Here is a 15,017-nt window from a genome sequence, read left to right on the forward strand (position 1 = left end):
TATCATGACCACCAATACCCAGAACATATGGCACAGTGGAGAACTCACGGTACAAGCCCGGGCCGGTGTTGAGGAAAAAATGGCCGACCTCGGCCCACGGCTCATCCGTGATTACATGCCGGATCAGCACCGGGAATTCTTCGCCAGCCTCCCCATGGTGATTGTCGGCGGTGAAGATAAACACAGTCACCTGTGGGCCAGCCCGCTATTCGGCAACCCTGGTTTTATCCGGTCACCCTCCCCCCAACGGCTCACTATTGATACATCAGGCAGCCACTCGGATACTATTCTTCCGCACCTGCACATCAACTGTCAGGTGGGATTGCTCGGCATTGACCTTGAAACTCGTCGCCGCAATCGACTGAACGGCATTGTTGTCAAAAGAGATCAGCATCAGGTCGCCATCGATGTTCAACAGAGTTTCGGCAATTGCCCCCAATATATTCAGCAACGTCGGCTACAGGCCAAACCGCGTGAGGGCAAACCCTCCTCCGAATGCTTCAACAACTGGAGCAGCAAGTTGCACGAATTCATCATCAGGGCCGACACCTGCTTTATTGCCAGCGCCTATTCAAGCGAGCGCGCCGACAAAAGCTCCGGCATGGATGTTTCCCATCGGGGAGGCCGACCCGGGTTCATTAATTTTGACGATCACCATCGACTGATCATCCCCGACTACCCTGGCAATTCGTTTTTCAACACCATTGGCAACCTGACTGTAGACCCCCGGGCCGGCTTGCTCTTTCTAGATTTTTCAGGAGGAAACATTATCAGCCTGACCATGACCGCCGAGGTAATTTGGAAAACGGAAGACCCAACCCTTTGCACAGACCAGGACAGAGTGATTCGACTGTCACTAAAAGGGGGCTATGTTATTGGCAATGCCCTTCCCTATCGCTGGGAATCGATAGGGAATGCTGTCCGAGCTTCATCAACCATTTCCCGCTAAAACTACAGGAGTGTAGCGATGCCCCATAAGCTTTCAAAACCGCTTTTATTTGTACTGTGGATAGTGCTGTGCTGCCACGCAATTGCCGAGGAGAATGTACCCGAGTGGCTTTCAGGAAAACCAGACGTCCTTGAACATCCAGCGTATGCTAAGTTATACGAGCATGTGATCTCGGCTGCACAACAACAACTTAAAGTCAGCCTGGTCGGAAATGAGCTTGCGAGAAAACGACTGGTTAATGCCGTCAACAAGGCGGTCGAACACTGGAAGGTACACTGCAACCTGACATACAAGGCAAACTTGCGTTATCTGGTCATCGGCGGCACTACGCCGCTGCATTACACTTTTCAGTTAACCCGTGAAGATATTCAAAAATACTTGATCCACTGAACCGTCGAATGCGATATGAAACCCATTGAATATAGAACATTAAACCAGATCGATCCTGACCCGTTATTATCCCTGTTAAACAAGGAACGAGTCCGGGCTCATCTGATGAATCACCAACCCTTTGACAGAGAATCGTTACAATTATGGATTAAGACAAAAATCGAAATGGACACGACTCCCGGCTGTCGAGTACGGGCCATTGTGGTTGATGGTCAGTGTATCGGCTGGTGCGGTATACAGAACGACAATAACGACTATGAAATTGCCGTTGTGTTGGATGACAGCTACTGGGGACTGGGACCAAAAATATTCCGGGACCTCATGGCCTGGGCAAAGGAGCTGGGGCATCAAACAATATCCATTCATTTCCTTCATACCCGACCGGCATATAAATTCCTCACAAAAATTGCACAGAGCGTGCACGAAAGCCAACTACTCGGGAACAGGTTCACGACATATACGCTGGCGGTGGAGTAACTTTTTGCTCCGGGGATAATCAGTAAATTTATTGAGGATTGAGCGTCATTCTTTTTGCAATCGTATTTTTGCAATAGTCCCTGCTTGATGTGATCACCAATCAGGGCATTGCGCATCTCTCACAAAGCACTCTTCAATCACCCTGCCAATTGCCGGGTTAACTCTCCTGCCGTAATCTCTTTACACCCTGTCGTGTTTTGTCCTGCCCATAATGGCGAGAAATCGTTAATGTCCTGGCTCTCTGCTTTGGCGCGCAATGGCGCAATAGCTGATGCCGCCAAAGGGAACAGTGGCGCAATAGCTGATGCCGCCAAAGGGAACAGTGGCGCAGCGGGATTCATGGGTCCGAGCTCCCGAATCAAGCGGTTGACAATCCCCCGCGCCGGTCGTCCGGTAAACAGATTGGTGATGGCGGTATACTGCGCCTGCGTCGATCGCAGGGCCGCACGATGTATGGCGCTGGTAGAAGCTTCAGGACACAACAAATAGGCCGTCCCCACTTGTACGCCGACCGCGCCCAGCTTCATGGCAGCCGCCACGCCGTCGGCAGAGGCAATGCCTCCGGCGGCAATTACCGGCACCTTCACTCTGCCGACGACCTGCGGCACCAGGGCAAAGGTACCCATCTGAAGACTCAGGTCGTCCGAAAGAAAGCTACCCCTATGCCCTCCTGCTTCCGTACCTTGGACAATAATGGCATCGACACCGCGCGCCTCAAGCCAAAGCGCCTCCGCAACCGTGGTGGCGCTGGCCAGGATTTTCGCGCCGGTGCTTTTAACACTCCCCAGAAGATCCGGTTCCGGCAGGCCAAAGTGGAAGCTGACTACCGGTGGTTTCAACTCAGCTACAATCTCTACCGCCTGCTGGCTGAACGGAGATCGGCCCGCGCCGGATTTAATGCTCTGCTGATCAATCCCCAGTTCCCGGTAATACGGGGCAAGCAATTCACGCCAACGGGCTTCCCTTCCTGCATCCGGTTGCGGCGGTGTATGACAGAAAAAATTCACATTAAACGGCTTTGATGTTTGTGATTGGATCGCTGTGATTTCCTGTGCCATGCTGTCACCATCCAGCATGGCACAGGGCAGCGAACCCAACCCCCCGGCATTGGATACCGCAATGGCCAATGCACTGCCCTGCACACCCGCCATGGGCGCCTGAATGACGGGCAGCTCAATACCCAACAGATCCTGAAGTCTCATAACCATTTCTTTTCATCCTCTCTGCTAGTGCCAACAGATGAGCGTCTCCACGCCTTCACAAATGCCCGGTCTTGACCCAAATCAGTGTTTCCTGCTCAACGTGGGGGTTATGTCGGCTCAAATGCGGGCTTCGAATCCAGCTGCCTGCCGGGTATCGGCCCTGCTCATCGATAAACTCACCTCTGATTACATAGATTTCCTCGCCCCCCACATGCACATGAGGTTGGAATCTCTCCCCTGCGGGCCAGCGCACCAGTGCCACATGCTCGCCATTGAAATCATGCAGGGGCAGTACCTCAAGCCTTCCCTGCCCCGGCAACCACTGTGCAGTGTTAGTATCGATACAAACATGCGCATTATCATCCGGCTGAAACTGGTGCAGCTTTACCAGGATCACACAGCCCTCTGTGCTGAACGGTGCATGGCGAAAACCTTCCGGATTGCGAAAATACGTCCCCGCCGGGTAGTCACCGGTCTCATCGGAAAACACACCTTCCAGCACCAGAATTTCCTCACCCTTCGGATGATTGTGTGCCGAAAATGAGGCCCCGGACTCATAACGGACAATACTGGTAGCGTGACCACGCTCGGTATCTTCCCGTGCCAGGGGTTTGCGCCATACGCCGGGCATGGGGCTGGCAATCCAGTCCTGTTGGTGTGAATCAATCACCACCCGTCGACTGAAATCCATATTCAACATTTGTTACTCCTGTGCCTGCTGCTGACGCAATGTCGTCACCGACTGACCCGACACACCCCAGTTATCGGTTGGCACCACATCAATCACGACATGGGTGGTTGCCGGGTCTTTATTCAGCACCTGCACCAGCAATTGGGTCGCGCCTTCAATTAGCTGCCGCTTTTGTTCGATGCTGACATGTTCATCGGTTACTTTGATATTCACATAAGGCATCAGATAGCCTCCTCTACTGGCTTGCCAGCCGAGTCTTCGGCCAGAAAATCTGATCGGATCAGCTGCTCGAAGAATTCCGTTGAGTTCGATCCTCTGACCAAATGGTTTTCATTAAAAATAAACGCGGGTACCAAGCCGACTTGATAGCGACGAACACGCTCCGACAAATCGAGTAACTGTCGGCCAACCGCATCAGATAGCAATGCCTGATCAACAGCCTCTCCAGCAAAACCAATAGATTTGGCGACCTTTTTCAGCACAGCCCTGTCACTGATATTTTCACCTTCTACATGATATGCCTGCAGCAGGGCCTCGTGCATCTGCCGCTGTATGCCGAGATTCCCGGCGGCGAGTATCAAACGGTGCGCCATGGCCGTATTGTAGTAGCGGGTACGCTTGCTGAAATCGATGATCACACCCACCTCCTTGGTCTTTTTCACCAGATCTTCCCGGTACGCCATGGCCTCGGGCAGGCTCCACTGGTTGCGCTGGCAGAGGTGCTCGGTGATATCCACACCCTGAGGATCCAGCTCAGGGTTGAGCTGAAACGGCAGGTAATGAAAGTCCACCGACACCCTGTGTGAAAGTCTGTCCAGCGCCTTGCTGATATTGTGATAACCAATATGACACCAGGAACAGACCACATCATGAATCATTTCAATTTTCAGCGTTTGCATTGCTCACTCCTGCTTTTAGCGCATACATTTTGTTCACAACTTTCCAGGCACCCTCTTCCTTCAAAAATCCCAGGTAGTCAATAAAATGCCCGTGAGGTAACGGGCAATCCACCTTGACCATGGCCTGCTCGCCTTCGAGCTCCAGCCAGATGATCTGGTAATCCTCGCGGTGCCCGATGGCATGAGGGACAGGCCTGTTCGAGACATCAGTAAGCCAGGTTTGACAACTTCGCCGCAGCCCTGGTGCTTTCAATACGCAATCGTCGTCAAACAATGTTGCCAACCTGGCAGCATCGCCGTAATGCAAGCCGGCAAAATAGGCATCCACCATTGACCGTATTTCTGCTTCGTCATTCATGGCAAACCTCTCTTTCAGGCCGCGGCGCTGCTATAGGCACTTTCCTGCTGCAAGGCTTTCTGGAAACTATCGCGGGCAATGATGCTGTCGATCATTCGCCGCGCACTCGGGCCAATCACAATATCCACCGGAAAGAACTGACCCCAACGGGAATAAACCGCCAGTAGAAAATCCGCAGGCGATGGCGATTCACCGCCTAGGTAGGATTTACCCTTAAGTTTTGTCTCTGCCGCCGCCCAAAGCGTGTTGATGGCGCTGGCGGCGGCAGCGAACGCCTGCTGTTTGCCTTCGGCGTGGCTGATATGACGCTCGATAAAGAACAGCCTGCCGTAGGCCGGGTGCATGGAGGCATTGGCAAACATCATATGCTCGATAGCCCGGTGCCGCTGTTCTCCATCGCGGGCAATAAGTTGATTGTCGTGCTTGTCCAGCAAGTGCAGCAAAATCGCCACGCCTTCGTTCAACACCCGGTTCTGATCAATCAATACCGGTACCGTTCCGGAAGGATTCAGGGTTTCGTAGTGATCGGCATCCTGTTTATGGATCAGCTCAACAGGTTGCCCCAACTCATGGAGTATCGCTTGTGTCGCCAGAGAACAGGCTCCAGGAAGAAAATACAGTGTGTACATATAAGCCTCGCAATATTTTGGGTTGAAGTGCGTACTGCAAGGTCAGTTTGGATGGTTCATACATATTAATAAATGGCAATAATGTTGATACACTATCAACATATTGGAAACTACAGTATAGGTAACCCCGGGATAACCTGCTATGGACAAGCTTCGCGCCATAAAACTGTTCGTTCGGGCGGTCGACGCCGGTAGTTTTACCGCCGTAGCCGATGAACTGAACGTCACCACGTCAATGATCAGCAAAGAGATTCGCCGCCTGGAAGAAGAACTGGGTGTCCGCCTGCTGCACCGTTCCACCCGTGGGCAACAGTTAACCCCCATTGGCGAAGGCTACCTGCAACGCTGCCGCGAGTTGCTAATCACCATGGATGACGCCGACGCCTACGTCCAACATATGCAGTCAAATCCCAAGGGCAAACTGCGCATCAACGCCCCCATGGCACTCGGCATTACCGACCTGCCACGCATGTTTTCGGCCTATATGAAGGTCTACCCGGATATTGAACTGGATATTCACCTGGGCGACGAAAGCCTGGATCTGATCGAGCACGGTTTTGACCTGGGTTTCAGGGCATCGAGCCAGCGTTTTGACTCCAGCTACATTGGCAAGCCCCTCACCCGCTTCCAGTACCAGGTTTGCGCCTCGCCGGATTACCTGGCAACGCACGCTAGAATCAGCAAAGTGGCTGACCTTCAACACCACAACTGTTTTATCTACAGCTATTTTCGAGGAGGCAATCACTGGCCATTGAACGACGGCATCTCGATTGCTGGCACACTCAAAGTCAACAGTACCTTGTTTATGCGCCAGGTCATTGAGGACAGCCTGGGCGTTGGTTTCCTACCCAGCTTTGTTGCCAGAGAAGGTCTGCGCAGTGGCAAGCTAAAAGAGATTCTTCCTAAAGCAAAGCGCCCGGAACTCACCCTGTATGCCCTTTATCCCAATCGCCAATTTGTGCAGCCCAAGCTGTTAAGCTGCATTGCATTTATGCAGACCTGGTTTGAGGGAAAATCGAAGTGACTGTTTACGACGTTTTATCTCTTTTTTTAATCATGGCAGGCCTTGCTGCGGTTCCCAGCTCCAGCGTGGCACTGGTGGTAGTGCGTTCCAGCACACTGAATGTGCGCAACGGTATCGCGGCGTCCTGCGGCATTGTGACTGGCGACTTGATTTTTACACTCACAGCCATTCTGGGCCTCAGCGCCCTCGCAGAGACCATGGGCGCACTCTTTGCAATCATTCGCTATATCGCCGCCGGATACCTGATCTGGTTTGGCATCACACTGATGCGAAGCGCCAAGCAATCAAGTTCTCGGCGCACGGCGGTTGCCGAGGGCGGAACAATGGCCAGTTATATTGCCGGGCTGACCCTGACCCTGGGCGACATCAAGGCCATTCTGTTTTACGCCAGTTTGTTTCCAGCGTATGTCGATATCGCAGCTCTTGGCTTGACTGACATTACAATGATCATGGGAATTACTGTTTTTGCTGTTGGTGGCGTCAAAATCATCTACGTACTTTGCGCTCGGAAAGTAGTTAGAACTTCACGGGCTTTACACGTGACGGTCAAGCCACTAGCTGGTGGAGCCATGATTGCCACAGGAGGTTATCTTCTCTTCAAAACCTGATACTCTGTTAGCATAAATTCACAATCGAACTACCCGACAACGGTATCAAGCTGATCTACTTTCGACGTCAGCCAAGCACCTGTTCAAAGTCTTCCAGCAAATCCTCGGACTCTATAATGCCGATGGAAAATCAAATCTGTGACCTACTGATACCCATCCGTGACGTTTCTCCGATCCTATCTTGTGAAAAATAGTATGGGCTACCGGGATACTAAAAGATATTGTATCGCTAAGGCTCCTGGAGCTATCGACTAGGTTAAGACGATCTGGAATAGCAAAATTATCCAATTTAATCGCCTTGACTTCTTGCGACTGCAAGCCGCCTTCCCACAGTTTAACTTCCATATCCAGCCTTTATCTGTTTCTTCTAGTTGAGTTATCTAATACAGGGTCAATCGCTTAATTCGGATACACTTTGTTGATCTCTAATGGCTTCCACCACCAAAGCAGTCTGCTGACTGTCTATTGCCGCTCCATGTATTCCACCGAACTTTGTCCTGAGATTTTCAACGCCAAGCGCTTTCGTCAGCGCATCTAACGATGGACCTCTGTGGCTGCACGGCAAATTGATTGCCTGCGCCCAAGGAATGGTCGCTTTCTGACTGCAAAACACGCCTTGAATTGGCGGCATTGATAAAGCGTATCGGGAGACGTGATCCAGCATAATCGGCCAGTCAAAACTGGCATTGTGAATGACGATGAGCTGATCTTGCAGGTATTCGGCGATCTGACACCACTGAGAATCGAAGGATTCGAATTCAGCGGCCTGTTCGTTACGAATGCCGTGTATCGACTGCGCTTCTTCTGAAATGTGTTTTTTTGGCCGCGTTTTAAACTCGATGGATTCCGCTATCTTTCGATTTCTTACCACGGTGATGCCAAGTGTCACGATATCCGGTGGGCCGTTCTCATCGGGGAGTCCAGTGGTTTCGGTGTCGAGAACGATGTAATCGTCCGGCAGTTGGGTGAAGATCCAAAGCAGTTCGCTGTACATACCCTCACCTCCTGCCACTGCCATCGAGGGATTCGACATTGACGATCATCCCTTGGTCATAGTGGTAGCGAAGATACCGCCAATGGATCGCATCGGACAGCGCTCTTGCGCGCATCACCCCGTAGCACTCGCCTTTTGCCCTTACGCTTTGGTAGTGAACACCGAAACTCTTGGCATCACGTAACGCATAACCGAGCTGCTGGGCTTCGCCATAATTCTCTGGATCATAGATACCATTTCCCACCTGGTGACGGACATCATGCAACATTGTCGGACCCAACTGTGCGCGGATGACGCGCATTTCCTGAGTGGTATTGTCGATGCGGGATTCCCGCAGAAATCGCGCCCGATGGTAGGACGATTCGGCGATGGCAATCGCTTCATCGGCAGCGCAGTAATAGATACCAAAGTCCCGGTTGAAGCGACCACCCCGCCCATCAACCGGAGGGTGGGTGAACGCCGCCATGATCCAGGAGGCGCCATCGCCATAGACGCGATCCTCCGGGGGTACTAGGCGAATATCGCCAACTTCATCGCGCAACCTGGGATTGGTTAGCGATTCGACGGCGTAGAGCACGTCCCAATCCTCGGGATTGGAGACGCGCTCGAACAGGTGGATCTGGGGATAGCGCGATAGGATGACCCGGTAGACCGGTTCGTTGACCTCGCTAACCGGTAAGTTATCGATAGCGGTCACCAGCCACCCCGCTGGGCATCGAGGAAATCCCTCACCACCGCTAGGTCAACCACCTGGCCGGCCAGCAAGCGATCCAGCGGTGCTGTACCGTTGAACAGCGGATTGTCGTTCGGCGTTGCCAGCCACTGGTCCGCCAGTACCCGATCTGGCAGCAGAATTTCGAGGGACTTGTAGATCCCCAGGATATAGCTGGCCCGCTCCAACAGATCCCGTGTCAACTTGGCCTTTTCCGGCTGGCTCTTCCAGTTGTAGAGGGTCTTCTCATTACTGAGCCCCAACAGGGTCATCTGCTGAGCACCCGTCAGACGCCATTGGCTGAAGATATTGAAAATGGCCGGCAGCAGCGAACTGGTGACACTGGAACCACGTTGCAGCAGCTGTTCAGCTTGCGCGATCATGCTTACCTCCTCTCAATCTCTTTACCTTAAAAACTGTACTATTACAGTCATTGAATACAGCCTAGCAAACTGTATTGTTACAGTCAACCGCATCAGAGATACTTCTTGAAGGTACTCGCGGTGATGGTGACCGCGAAGGAAAACGCCAACGCAAACGGCAGAATGATCCACGACGGGTGGAGACTGAAGGGCAAGGCCAGGTACACCACCCAGGCCATGATAATAAGCGGTATAGCGGCTTTTTTGGCGTAGTGGTACACGAAAGAGCTCTCCCGGCCCCCTCCCCAGCGCCTAAGGTCCCGCCGCACCAGCCCATCCACCAGTGCCACAACGGTGAATAACCCAAACACCGGGGTTGCCAGCGCCAGAATGGCCAGTCGCACAGCAAACACTTGAGTGATTTGCATGGCGGCAAGGATGAAATCAGACACGGGTCGGTAGAGGCGATGGAGCATTGGCCTCAGACCGGTTTCCTCAGCAGCCGGTACCGGAGTAATCCACTGGATCAGATCTACGAACCCCGTCCACTCGAAGGCAACCTGGTAGATACGATCCGACAAGTGGCTGGCGAACGCCATGGGCTGGGTGGTTAACCAGCTATGTTGAAAGTCAGTGCCGAGGAACCGCAACTCCGCCACCAACATCTGGCGACTGTGGCCGAGCCCCTGCTCCTCCCACCAGAACATCATCCCAATCCACTCCACTAAAATGGAAAAGATCAGGGAGAGAAACAGCCACTTGAGGCACTGGGCGATTCCTGTCAGCAACCGGGATACTGTGCCCGGCTCTGCTACCGCGCGCCGCGGATCACGAACCTCCGCCATGTTCAGGGCTGCTCACTGGCATCTGGCGCAAGGCTTGCCGCCTCGGTGACGGCATGCCACCAGTGATCAGTAACCCGGTACCAGTGATCGTTGGTGACATAGCTGCGCCGCATGGCGTCGGCTATCGCCTCAAAGTTATCCGGCATAGCGGCATCCTCTCGATCGTCCGGCAACGGGATGCGGATTTTCCAGAGCTGGCCGCCCTCCAGCAGGGCGAACGCCTGCCCTTTGGGCAGCGTGACCATATCGGCGGCCGTTAACATCGGCACTTCCGAAACGCTGATCCGGTCTTCGTTGCGGGATTTGAAGTCGACCCCGGAGCCGGGATCCGAGGAGTCATCCACCCCGGATACACTCATTAAGGTGAAGACCTCCACCCGCGGTAACTGATCGGTCAGCATGGCTGCGGTATCCAGCTCTTTCACCCGCAACATCAACATCGTATTGAAGTTACCCGCCACCTGCCCGGCTTTCGCCCGGTTGCCCAAACGCGCCTCGACGTCGGACCAGGTCTGGGTGTAGGCCGTCACCTGAAATCCGGCGCCCCCCGCTTTGTTCAGCAGCGGCACGAATTCATCTCCAATCAGCTCGTTGAACTCATCGGCGTGCAGAGAAATGGTCGGGGTTAAGGGCCGTTTGGCGGTGTCCCTGTTTTCCTGTCTTTGGTCATGGTCCTGGCCGGGATCCACGCCATGCTTGTAGATCTGGCCAGCCACCGAGACCAGGTCCGCAAACATGGAATTGCCGACGGCGCTGGCCACGGTGGTGTCGGTCAGGGCATCGAGCCCCACATAGACAATACCTTTGCGACGCACCACCTCCATCCACTCGAAGATCGGCCGCGCATCCTGCTCGTCCTGATAATCCGGCGAGATGAGCCCTGCGATGGTGCCGGTGGTCAGCTTTTCCATCAGTGGGCCCACCGAGCTGACGATCTTGTCGAAATAGGTCTTGTCGTATTTGAAGGCGGAAATCAGCCCGTCCAACACGGGATCGTAAATGGCCTTCTCCTGCAGTAGGCGCATACAGGCAATCGCCTCCATGGAACGACCACGCAGCGCATGGGGCAGATTGCGCTCCTTAATGTCTGCGGCGCACTCTTCCACCAGCGTTGCCCAGTTTTCGATACCGGCGACATCGGCGCAGTGGCCCGCATATTCCACGAACAGGGGTTCGATGTCGTTAATGTATCTGCGCACCTGCTGATAATCCGGGCGGCGTTTTAGGGCCACCAGGGCGCGCGCAATGATGTTGACAAAGCGCCAGGCAAACTCCTTGAAGGCCGCTGAGTTGCCTTCATTGGGCAACTGATTGGCGATGCGGGTGGCCACTTCGGTGATGCGGGAAAAATTCCCGATCGCGTTATAGCGCGCCGACAGCTCCGGATACCCGAGATGAAAGAGGTAAAAATCATCCAGGCGGCCAGCGCGCCTGGCCTCCGCGTAGATGCGCCGCAACAGGTCGGCATCCCCTTTGGGGTCGAACACGATAACCACGTCACCGCGGCGGATATCCTGAGTAATCAGCAGTTCGGCCAGACGGGTTTTGCCCACCCGCGTAGTGCCCAAAACCAGGGTGTGCCCTACCCGTTCACCAAGATCCATCCACACCGATTGCTCATGGGGCTCCACCGCATGCAGGGCGGGCTTGCCACCGACTGCCGGCAACGGTGCCAGCGGATTCCAGCGGCTGCGACTGCGTAGGCCCCTGGCTAACACAGTTAGTAGTGGGATGGCTTCCCAGGCGACCTCTTTCTGCCGGGCCCATTGGTAGAGAGCGCCGGGTTGCACGTAACGCTGCACGTCCGGTTTCAGCGTATCGCGCAGGCGTTGAGTGTGTTGCTGGGTCCAGCGGAAACCCCGCCCCAGAAATAACTTGTGATGACTGACCGGTATCTGTTCGGCCCGCAATTGGTAGAGGGGCAAGCGCCGCATGTGACGCTGATAGCGCAGCACACGCCAGGCCTGCCGGCCACGCCACAGTCCAAAACCAAAGAAAGTCATACCGGTGGCCACCGCAATCCCCGGCGGCATCATCAACGCCCCGGGGGCTAACCAGGCTAATGTGCCAGCGGCAAACGCCGTGCAGGTGGACCACAACTCCACCGGAGGTCGCAGCAATGCCTCCATCGGATGCGCGCTCATTGGCGGATGCCATCGCGGGTAATCAAGATCGGGTAGCGATCAATCCCCAGCGCTCTGGCCAGGTCGTCACCGGAGCCAAGCGTCATGGACAAACCCTGTGCCGCTGCCACCACCCGCCGGATATCCTCGGCGGTGTCGGCCTGCACCAGCAAGCCTACGGCTCCCAGAGACTGGAGTATGTCCCGATGATGCATCAGCCACTGTAACGACACCGCATCCGATCCAATCAAAAAGAACGGGCGGGGATTGCCTTGTGCCAGGCGCGCCAGAACGTCCGGTTGCAACTGCTGGTCGGCGATATCGCCGACGGACAATCTAGGGGATCGTATGGGCAACAAATTGCTGAGCGTCGCTGGACCCAGTAAGGCCTTTGAGGATAGATTCAGATTGCTCGATTCACCCTGGGCGGTTGCTTGAGTCTTGTTCGGCAAAAGTGGGCGGAGTAACGGCGCTAAGGGGCGGGTATGGCCACTATCATAAACCACCGCCAACTCAGCCAATACAGAAGAGGTCATGACCATTCCCAGCACGAGGCCTAGCAGCGATTGCTGTTTATGGATTCTCAATGCGTACCTCCTGTGGTATCTCAGTCAACCGCATCCAATGCGCCTGGACCCGCTGACCATAGCGATCCGCTCGGGCAGGATCGTTAGGTGCGTGATAGCAGCCGGCGCTTTGAATCCATTGAGCGTGCTCGACGAAGCAGTCGCGCAGGATCGCAGCGGCCACGCGCAGGTTGTGGTAAGGATCCAGCGCCTGCCAGGATGAGCCCAAGGCCGAACGGTGAAAACGCCAGCTGATTTGCATCAGCCCGATATCCACCGAGGTTTTGGTTTCCGTCAACGCCGCCTGCAGTGCTCGCCATGCCACCTGACGCGACGGGAAATAGTGCCCTTCCCCATCAATATTGAGAGCCCAGGGCCAGGGGCGAAACTGTCCATCGCTGAGTGAGCTTTGTCCGCTCTCGGTCAAGGCCACCGCGTAGAGCAGACCCGGAGGCAGGCCGTACTCGCTCGCGACTTGCTGATACCCCACTGGTATGGATTGCGACGCCGCAGCCGTCGACCACCACAGCAAACCGATGACGCAAGGTAGGATCGACCAACTCCCCATGATCAGCACTCGCTAGAATCGTGATACCGGCAAGGGCATCAAGCGATCATCCCGCCGCAGTATCAGCACCGGCAACTCTTGCCCCTGTAAACCCGTGTGTGCGGCGACCTTACCGAGCACACCGGCATCGATGTTCAGGGTAATCTTGTGCTCGCTCACCCAGTGGGGATCGATCTGTTTCGAGGCCGCCCATTCACGTATGCGGGATTCCTCACCGGCAAACACATCGATCAGGTACAGATCGATGCCGGAGAACTGTGTGATCCGGCTGACCAATCGCTCCAGCACTGCATCGCAGGTCGCGCATTGGGTATCGGTAAAAAACAACACCCGGTCAGACGATTGCCAGACAAATGTTTCAGCTAAACCTTGATCCTGCTTGGTGGACGCTACGGCACCCGGGTCGATCAAAAAAACGTTGGGGAACAACCGCTGCTGGGCATCGTCATAAGCCCGCTGAAACGCCAGAATGCGCTCGGCATCATCCCGCATCATCACTGCCCACTGCTCAGCGTAGCGCCGACGTTCTTCAGCACTGCGCGCGTGAATACCCAGTACCTCAATCGGCGACAGGGTGGCGGGACTCACGCTGCCACGGATTCCCTGCATCAGTGATTGGTAACGTTGCCACTCCGGTTCATCCAGCCCCCATTCTTTAGCTCGAAATGTTTCGGTACGAAACGTCTGGTGATCGGCACGCTCTGTCACCGACGTCTCAACGGGTTGTTCGCTGGAGGTTCCATGCGCATTTGACTGACCGACCTCAGCCATCACAGGCGCCGCGACACAAAGACTGACTGCTAAGGCTATTCTGAAGACGCTTACACGACCCTGACCACGATGGTCTTTAGCGATCATCGGGGTTGACCTCTTGCTCAATTGCCTCAGAGAGATCACGTTGGCTAATTGAAGTACGCGTGGGATCACACACTGGCACAACGAATTTCCGTCCAACCGTCGGTTCTTTCTTTGAGGCTGGATGCCTTAGGGATGTATGATCGGCAAATTCAACGGCATGATCAGCCTGGCTATCAGCAGAATCGTGCTCAGCGCCCAGCATAAAGCCCACTGCGAAAACAACAGCGAAGATAAAGGCTTCCATCAGTGTGTCTCTCCTTTTGTAGAAGGCTCCGGTGTTTCACCACAACGCTCGAAGGCGATCAGACGGTGAACGGGATCCTGAACCAAATGAAACGCAGGACCGACGATGATCGCTATTACAGTTTTGATCGGCATAGGCTCAAATCGCCGATGTACTGACGGCAGCGGCAGCTTGAGCATGGCCTTCACCTCGTCAGACAAAACGGAGTCAGCCGCCAGGCGATATCCAGAGTCACGCAATAACCAGTGCAAGGCCTCGCCTACCGTTTTCAGGTCGCCCGGTATGTTGATGGCTGTGGTCACCGATAACAGGTCTCGCTGCCCACTGGTCGGCCCTGCGGCGATAACGGTGTACCGGCCAATCTGTGTGAACGAGCCAATGCTCTTCGCGGGCGGCATTGCCGCTGAGGCCACATTGCTCACAGCAGACAAACCGGAGCAGCACAACAGGGCCGCAAGCAGGCGCGGGATAGGTTGGGGCTTGGAAAAGATCATGGGCAGGCCTCGATCATGAAGAGT

21 protein-coding genes are annotated in these 15,017 nt (G+C 54.7%); 5 read left to right on the forward strand and 16 right to left on the reverse strand.

All coding sequences use genetic code 11. The annotated features are described in order from the left end of the window. The first annotated feature begins 4 nt into the window (after positions 1-4). Genes ACZ5NB_RS17135 through ACZ5NB_RS17145 form a run of 3 tightly spaced genes read left to right on the forward strand, consistent with a single transcriptional unit; the run spans position 5 to position 1,816 of the window. Positions 5-949, forward strand: coding sequence for a hypothetical protein (locus ACZ5NB_RS17135; protein ID WP_464107662.1), 945 nt, complete (start codon positions 5-7; stop codon positions 947-949). An 18-nt stretch (positions 950-967) separates the two neighbouring features. Further along, complete coding sequence (locus ACZ5NB_RS17140) at positions 968-1,339, forward strand: hypothetical protein (protein WP_464107663.1); 372 nt, start codon at positions 968-970, stop codon at positions 1,337-1,339. Positions 1,340-1,354: 15 nt separating this feature from the next. Next, entirely contained in the window at positions 1,355-1,816 is a 462-nt protein-coding gene (locus tag ACZ5NB_RS17145; protein WP_464107664.1) for a GNAT family N-acetyltransferase, read from the forward strand. 137 nt (positions 1,817-1,953) lie between these two features. On the opposite strand, the gene ACZ5NB_RS17150 is transcribed toward ACZ5NB_RS17145, so the two are convergent. The 6 genes from ACZ5NB_RS17150 to ACZ5NB_RS17175 are packed head-to-tail and all read right to left on the reverse strand — an operon-like array spanning position 1,954 to position 5,595. Further along, positions 1,954-3,018 carry an NAD(P)H-dependent flavin oxidoreductase gene (locus ACZ5NB_RS17150; protein ID WP_464107665.1) on the reverse strand — a complete coding sequence of 355 codons (1,065 nt, stop codon included), beginning with the start codon at positions 3,016-3,018 and terminating at the stop codon, positions 1,954-1,956. Between the two features lie 55 nt (positions 3,019-3,073). Further along, a complete protein-coding gene (locus ACZ5NB_RS17155; RefSeq protein WP_464107666.1) occupies positions 3,074-3,718 on the reverse strand; it encodes a cupin domain-containing protein in 645 nt (214 codons plus the stop codon). Between the two features lie 3 nt (positions 3,719-3,721). After that, on the reverse strand, positions 3,722-3,931 hold the full coding sequence (locus tag ACZ5NB_RS17160; protein WP_464107667.1) for a 2-hydroxymuconate tautomerase family protein: 210 nt from the start codon (positions 3,929-3,931) through the stop codon (positions 3,722-3,724). After that, positions 3,931-4,608: a DsbA family oxidoreductase gene (locus ACZ5NB_RS17165; protein WP_464107668.1), complete on the reverse strand. Its 678-nt coding sequence runs from the start codon at positions 4,606-4,608 to the stop codon at positions 3,931-3,933. The genes ACZ5NB_RS17160 and ACZ5NB_RS17165 overlap by 1 nt, the downstream gene beginning before the upstream one ends. Next, positions 4,589-4,966 carry a nuclear transport factor 2 family protein gene (locus ACZ5NB_RS17170; RefSeq protein WP_464107669.1) on the reverse strand — a complete coding sequence of 126 codons (378 nt, stop codon included), beginning with the start codon at positions 4,964-4,966 and terminating at the stop codon, positions 4,589-4,591. The genes ACZ5NB_RS17165 and ACZ5NB_RS17170 overlap by 20 nt, the downstream gene beginning before the upstream one ends. A gap of 14 nt (positions 4,967-4,980) precedes the next feature. Further along, on the reverse strand, positions 4,981-5,595 hold the full coding sequence (locus ACZ5NB_RS17175) for a glutathione S-transferase family protein (protein WP_464107670.1): 615 nt from the start codon (positions 5,593-5,595) through the stop codon (positions 4,981-4,983). A 142-nt stretch (positions 5,596-5,737) separates the two neighbouring features. Here ACZ5NB_RS17175 and ACZ5NB_RS17180 point away from each other — a divergent pair, with 142 nt between their 5' ends. Next, entirely contained in the window at positions 5,738-6,619 is an 882-nt protein-coding gene (locus tag ACZ5NB_RS17180) for a LysR family transcriptional regulator (RefSeq protein WP_464107671.1), read from the forward strand. After that, entirely contained in the window at positions 6,616-7,227 is a 612-nt protein-coding gene (locus ACZ5NB_RS17185) for a LysE family translocator (protein ID WP_464107672.1), read from the forward strand. Before ACZ5NB_RS17180 ends, ACZ5NB_RS17185 begins: the two co-directional genes overlap by 4 nt. Positions 7,228-7,618: 391 nt before the next feature. On the opposite strand, the gene ACZ5NB_RS17190 is transcribed toward ACZ5NB_RS17185, so the two are convergent. The 10 genes from ACZ5NB_RS17190 to pilL2 form a co-directional block, all read right to left on the reverse strand. Then, a complete protein-coding gene (locus ACZ5NB_RS17190; RefSeq protein WP_464107673.1) occupies positions 7,619-8,260 on the reverse strand; it encodes a 3'-5' exonuclease in 642 nt (213 codons plus the stop codon). Next, positions 8,226-8,918 (reverse strand): RES family NAD+ phosphorylase, encoded by a 693-nt coding sequence (locus tag ACZ5NB_RS17195; protein WP_464107674.1) that lies wholly within the window; start codon positions 8,916-8,918, stop codon positions 8,226-8,228. Before ACZ5NB_RS17195 ends, ACZ5NB_RS17190 begins: the two co-directional genes overlap by 35 nt. Then, complete coding sequence (locus tag ACZ5NB_RS17200; protein WP_464107675.1) at positions 8,915-9,316, reverse strand: MbcA/ParS/Xre antitoxin family protein; 402 nt, start codon at positions 9,314-9,316, stop codon at positions 8,915-8,917. Before ACZ5NB_RS17200 ends, ACZ5NB_RS17195 begins: the two co-directional genes overlap by 4 nt. A 92-nt stretch (positions 9,317-9,408) precedes the next feature. Beyond that, the gene (locus tag ACZ5NB_RS17205; protein WP_464107676.1) at positions 9,409-10,140 is read right to left on the reverse strand and encodes a TIGR03747 family integrating conjugative element membrane protein; all 732 of its coding nucleotides are present in this window, start codon (positions 10,138-10,140) and stop codon (positions 9,409-9,411) included. A 2-nt stretch (positions 10,141-10,142) separates the two neighbouring features. Next, the gene (traD, locus tag ACZ5NB_RS17210; protein ID WP_464107677.1) at positions 10,143-12,284 is read right to left on the reverse strand and encodes a type IV conjugative transfer system coupling protein TraD; all 2,142 of its coding nucleotides are present in this window, start codon (positions 12,282-12,284) and stop codon (positions 10,143-10,145) included. Continuing rightward, positions 12,281-12,850 (reverse strand): integrating conjugative element protein, encoded by a 570-nt coding sequence (locus ACZ5NB_RS17215; protein WP_464107678.1) that lies wholly within the window; start codon positions 12,848-12,850, stop codon positions 12,281-12,283. Before ACZ5NB_RS17215 ends, traD begins: the two co-directional genes overlap by 4 nt. Continuing rightward, a complete protein-coding gene (locus tag ACZ5NB_RS17220) occupies positions 12,837-13,397 on the reverse strand; it encodes a lytic transglycosylase domain-containing protein (RefSeq protein WP_464107949.1) in 561 nt (186 codons plus the stop codon). The genes ACZ5NB_RS17215 and ACZ5NB_RS17220 overlap by 14 nt, the downstream gene beginning before the upstream one ends. Before the next feature lie 12 nt (positions 13,398-13,409). Beyond that, complete coding sequence (locus tag ACZ5NB_RS17225) at positions 13,410-14,255, reverse strand: TIGR03759 family integrating conjugative element protein (protein ID WP_464107679.1); 846 nt, start codon at positions 14,253-14,255, stop codon at positions 13,410-13,412. Further along, on the reverse strand, positions 14,245-14,499 hold the full coding sequence (locus ACZ5NB_RS17230) for a hypothetical protein (RefSeq protein WP_464107680.1): 255 nt from the start codon (positions 14,497-14,499) through the stop codon (positions 14,245-14,247). The genes ACZ5NB_RS17225 and ACZ5NB_RS17230 overlap by 11 nt, the downstream gene beginning before the upstream one ends. Then, the gene (gene pilL2, locus ACZ5NB_RS17235) at positions 14,499-14,993 is read right to left on the reverse strand and encodes a PFGI-1 class ICE element type IV pilus protein PilL2 (protein ID WP_464107681.1); all 495 of its coding nucleotides are present in this window, start codon (positions 14,991-14,993) and stop codon (positions 14,499-14,501) included. Before pilL2 ends, ACZ5NB_RS17230 begins: the two co-directional genes overlap by 1 nt. Positions 14,994-15,017: the final 24 nt, after the last annotated feature.

The sequence above is a fragment of the Aurantivibrio plasticivorans genome (assembly GCF_055392955.1).

Bases quoted from the DNA above. Each gene is read 5' to 3' on its own strand.
- ACZ5NB_RS17135 (WP_464107662.1), top strand. From the start codon at position 5: ATGACCACCAATACCCAGAACATATGGCACAGTGGAGAACTCACGGTA.
- ACZ5NB_RS17140 (WP_464107663.1), top strand. From the start codon at position 968: ATGCCCCATAAGCTTTCAAAACCGCTTTTATTTGTACTGTGGATAGTG.
- ACZ5NB_RS17145 (WP_464107664.1), top strand. From the start codon at position 1,355: ATGAAACCCATTGAATATAGAACATTAAACCAGATCGATCCTGACCCG.
- ACZ5NB_RS17150 (WP_464107665.1), bottom strand. From the start codon at position 3,018: ATGAGACTTCAGGATCTGTTGGGTATTGAGCTGCCCGTCATTCAGGCG.
- ACZ5NB_RS17155 (WP_464107666.1), bottom strand. From the start codon at position 3,718: ATGTTGAATATGGATTTCAGTCGACGGGTGGTGATTGATTCACACCAA.
- ACZ5NB_RS17160 (WP_464107667.1), bottom strand. From the start codon at position 3,931: ATGCCTTATGTGAATATCAAAGTAACCGATGAACATGTCAGCATCGAA.
- ACZ5NB_RS17165 (WP_464107668.1), bottom strand. From the start codon at position 4,608: ATGCAAACGCTGAAAATTGAAATGATTCATGATGTGGTCTGTTCCTGG.
- ACZ5NB_RS17170 (WP_464107669.1), bottom strand. From the start codon at position 4,966: ATGAATGACGAAGCAGAAATACGGTCAATGGTGGATGCCTATTTTGCC.
- ACZ5NB_RS17175 (WP_464107670.1), bottom strand. From the start codon at position 5,595: ATGTACACACTGTATTTTCTTCCTGGAGCCTGTTCTCTGGCGACACAA.
- ACZ5NB_RS17180 (WP_464107671.1), top strand. From the start codon at position 5,738: ATGGACAAGCTTCGCGCCATAAAACTGTTCGTTCGGGCGGTCGACGCC.
- ACZ5NB_RS17190 (WP_464107673.1), bottom strand. From the start codon at position 8,260: ATGTCGAATCCCTCGATGGCAGTGGCAGGAGGTGAGGGTATGTACAGC.
- ACZ5NB_RS17200 (WP_464107675.1), bottom strand. From the start codon at position 9,316: ATGATCGCGCAAGCTGAACAGCTGCTGCAACGTGGTTCCAGTGTCACC.
- ACZ5NB_RS17205 (WP_464107676.1), bottom strand. From the start codon at position 10,140: ATGGCGGAGGTTCGTGATCCGCGGCGCGCGGTAGCAGAGCCGGGCACA.
- traD (WP_464107677.1), bottom strand. From the start codon at position 12,284: ATGAGCGCGCATCCGATGGAGGCATTGCTGCGACCTCCGGTGGAGTTG.
- ACZ5NB_RS17220 (WP_464107949.1), bottom strand. From the start codon at position 13,397: ATGGGGAGTTGGTCGATCCTACCTTGCGTCATCGGTTTGCTGTGGTGG.
- ACZ5NB_RS17225 (WP_464107679.1), bottom strand. From the start codon at position 14,255: ATGATCGCTAAAGACCATCGTGGTCAGGGTCGTGTAAGCGTCTTCAGA.
- ACZ5NB_RS17230 (WP_464107680.1), bottom strand. From the start codon at position 14,499: ATGGAAGCCTTTATCTTCGCTGTTGTTTTCGCAGTGGGCTTTATGCTG.
- pilL2 (WP_464107681.1), bottom strand. From the start codon at position 14,993: ATGATCTTTTCCAAGCCCCAACCTATCCCGCGCCTGCTTGCGGCCCTG.